Source organism: Okeania sp. SIO2B9 (genome assembly GCF_010672505.1).
Lineage (GTDB): Bacteria > Cyanobacteriota > Cyanobacteriia > Cyanobacteriales > Microcoleaceae > Okeania > Okeania hirsuta.
The window spans coordinates 1-2,858 of sequence record NZ_JAAHGK010001011.1; the positions used below are offsets into that span (position 1 = coordinate 1).

The window sequence follows — 2,858 nt, forward strand, 5'->3', positions numbered from 1 at the left end:
ACAGTGTTTATCCAATCTAAAGCTTGTAAATTAACCTCCGTTTGATAACCTTCTACATCTGGAAATGATAGTAAATCTATACCCACTAAATTAAAATATTCAGCAATTCTAGGAGTAGAAGTTTCACCACTTATTTCTATAAATTTTCCATCTGAGTCAGAGCTTACATAAACTTCTCGAATTTCCCGATCTTCTATGATAATTTTATGTACTGGAAAAGCATCCACTAATTCATTAGAAAATAAACACCCCGTAATTGAACTATGAGAAATTTCATCCCAATCACACCACCTCACTTTATATGAGTGTAACCTTTCTTTTTGTTCTTCTTTTAAAACTTCTGACTTTTCGATAATCAGATATTTTATTGTTTGGAAAAAATCTAAATGATTTTGCTTTAAATATTCTAAAACTTGCTCTGCTAAAATTCCCTGACCAGCACCCATTTCTACAAGAGTAAAATTATAAGGTTGATTGAGAATATTCCACATTTGCATCAATTGTTCTGCCAATAATTCTCCAAAATCTGCACCCCAATGAGAAGATGTTAAAAAATCTCCTTGTTTACCAATATTCACAGGATGACTTGCATAATAACCATATTGGGGATGGTACAAAACTAAATCCATATATTGGGCAAAAGTAATCCGTTTTTTTGGAGATTCATAAATGCTTTGATGGATAATTTTGCACAAATTTTCGTTACTGTTGTTGATAGTTATTTGTAGTTGATTCATAAATTTAAGGAAGAAGGAAGAAGTAAGAAGGAAGAAGTAAGAAGTAACAAAAAAAAAGTAGATAAGTCTATAGTACAATACAATTCAGTTAAGGATTTTTTTTGCCAGTTCCGTAATCTCAAGAGCTACTCTAATGGTTCCATACCTTATAAGACTGATGTGCCTTACTAATATGAAATACCCTTAATGTACCTTACTAATATGAAATAGGCTATATCATCTTTCCCTTCTTCCTTCTTCCTTCCTCCTTCTTCCTTCTTCAAAATTATTCCTGAACCTTCTCCTCAGTTAATTTTATTCTTGGCATAGGAATTAACATAGAAACTTGCTGCCGATATTCCTGATATAAATCTCCATAAATAGAAATCATATCTACTTCTTCTAATTTAATTCCCACTAACGTATAAATTGTTGTACCCAGGGCAAAAATAAAATGAGAAAATGTCATAGTTGGAGTTGCCCAAAAAACAATAACAAAACCCAACATAATCGGATGACGAACATATTTGTAAAACCCTGGAGTTCTAAATCCTAAATATTCATATTCCTGACTGCGCAAATATAAATATACTTGTCGCAACCCAAACAAATCAAAATGGTTAATCATAAAAGTGCTGATTAACACAATTAACCACCCCAAAGCAAAAATGCCATAAATAATATTAGAAGCAATCGGACTTTGTATATTCCAAATAATTCCACCAAGAGAATGCCATTGCCAAAATAACAGTAATAATGCCAGACTTGCCATTAAAACATAAGTGCTACGTTCAATCGGATGTGGAATAATTTTCGTCCACCATTTCTTGAAACTTTGACGTGCCATAAGACTATGTTGAATAGCAAACAAACCGAGTAATAAAATATCAATTAATATCCCGTTAATCAGAGAACCATCAAAATCGGAATCTAGTGTTTTTGGTACTATTAAGTTGCCGACAAAACCAATGCTGTACAGAATAGTTATCATTGATATTAAATAACAAACTACACCATAGATAAATGCTAGTATTCTACTCATATTTCTCTGATAAAATCTCCATTACTTTATAGAAATAAATGAAATTATTTTTTACTCTAGTATTTCACGAAAAACTTCTAAGTATTTTTCATATACTTTAGTCTTAAAACAAACAAGAACAACCTTTTCAATAGATTTACTTTCCAATAAAAATTGCATAACTTCAGTTATAGCTATTCTTGCTGCTACTTCCACCGGAAAAAATAAACCACCAGTAGCAATAGCAGGAAAAGCAATTGTTTTTATAGCATATTTTTCTGCTAAAGCTAAACTATTTTCATAACATCTCATCAGTGTATTCTTCTCTCCGAAAACTCCAGCTCGCCATCTAGCTGCAACTGGCTGTAAAAACTGAAAGAGGCTAAAACTAGCTCCAAAGGAAATTATTATTATTATTCCCTTCAATTCTAGTTTTAACCTCTTTATTTAAGACTCAGCAATAGTACAATTAGCGTTTGATCTTCCCTAAACTCCAAAAATGCTAGGTATAAGAAACTGGTGCAAGCAATTATTAATTATTAATTATTAATTATTAATTATTAATTACCTAACACCTTCTTCATCCCATTAACTGAGGTTCCAAAAGTCGAGTTAGACAAGTTTTTTGGTAACTGGTCATAAAAGTATCTAATGTCCGTAAAAAATCTTCCCGTACCTGGAAATGATCCACTCGATTCACTACTTGGCCATTTTCAAATAAAATCAGGGTAGGCAAAGTTCTGAGTTGATATTTACTAGCAAGCTTTAAACTTTCGTCAGCATTCACCCCCACCAGCTTTAAGTGGCCATTCCATTCAGACTGAAATTGAATTAATTGGGGGACAATCATTTTACATAGGCCACACCACGGTGCCCAAAAATTTACTAAAACCGGGTTAGAGGCATCTAACACCTCTTTTTTAAAAGTTTTTTCGTTAATTGACAAAAGCATGGCTTCTCGATCTGAGTTAATTAAATTTTTTATATCCTGGGATCATGCTACCAGTCTACGCTCCCAGTTGCACGGATTAGTAGTGGATGAGCTTGCCAAAGTAAGAAGATAAAAACAGCTACTCCCACATAGGCCCATCGGAGAAACTCCTGTAACTGTAGAGTTTGAA

General features: G+C 32.8%; 4 protein-coding genes. All 4 read right to left on the reverse strand.

The window, feature by feature from the left end:
- Positions 1-737 (reverse strand): class I SAM-dependent methyltransferase (locus F6K13_RS26625; protein WP_287288943.1); only part of this gene is annotated, 737 nt, incomplete at its 3' end.
- Between the two features lie 265 nt (positions 738-1,002).
- Positions 1,003-1,758 (reverse strand): methanethiol S-methyltransferase, encoded by a 756-nt coding sequence (mddA, locus tag F6K13_RS26630; RefSeq protein ID WP_124146986.1) that lies wholly within the window; start codon positions 1,756-1,758, stop codon positions 1,003-1,005.
- Between the two features lie 51 nt (positions 1,759-1,809).
- Positions 1,810-2,163: a macro domain-containing protein gene (locus tag F6K13_RS26635; RefSeq protein WP_161564682.1), complete on the reverse strand. Its 354-nt coding sequence runs from the start codon at positions 2,161-2,163 to the stop codon at positions 1,810-1,812.
- A gap of 154 nt (positions 2,164-2,317) precedes the next feature.
- Positions 2,318-2,689 carry a co-chaperone YbbN gene (locus F6K13_RS26640; protein ID WP_124146988.1) on the reverse strand — a complete coding sequence of 124 codons (372 nt, stop codon included), beginning with the start codon at positions 2,687-2,689 and terminating at the stop codon, positions 2,318-2,320.
- Between the last annotated feature and the right edge of the window lie 169 nt (positions 2,690-2,858).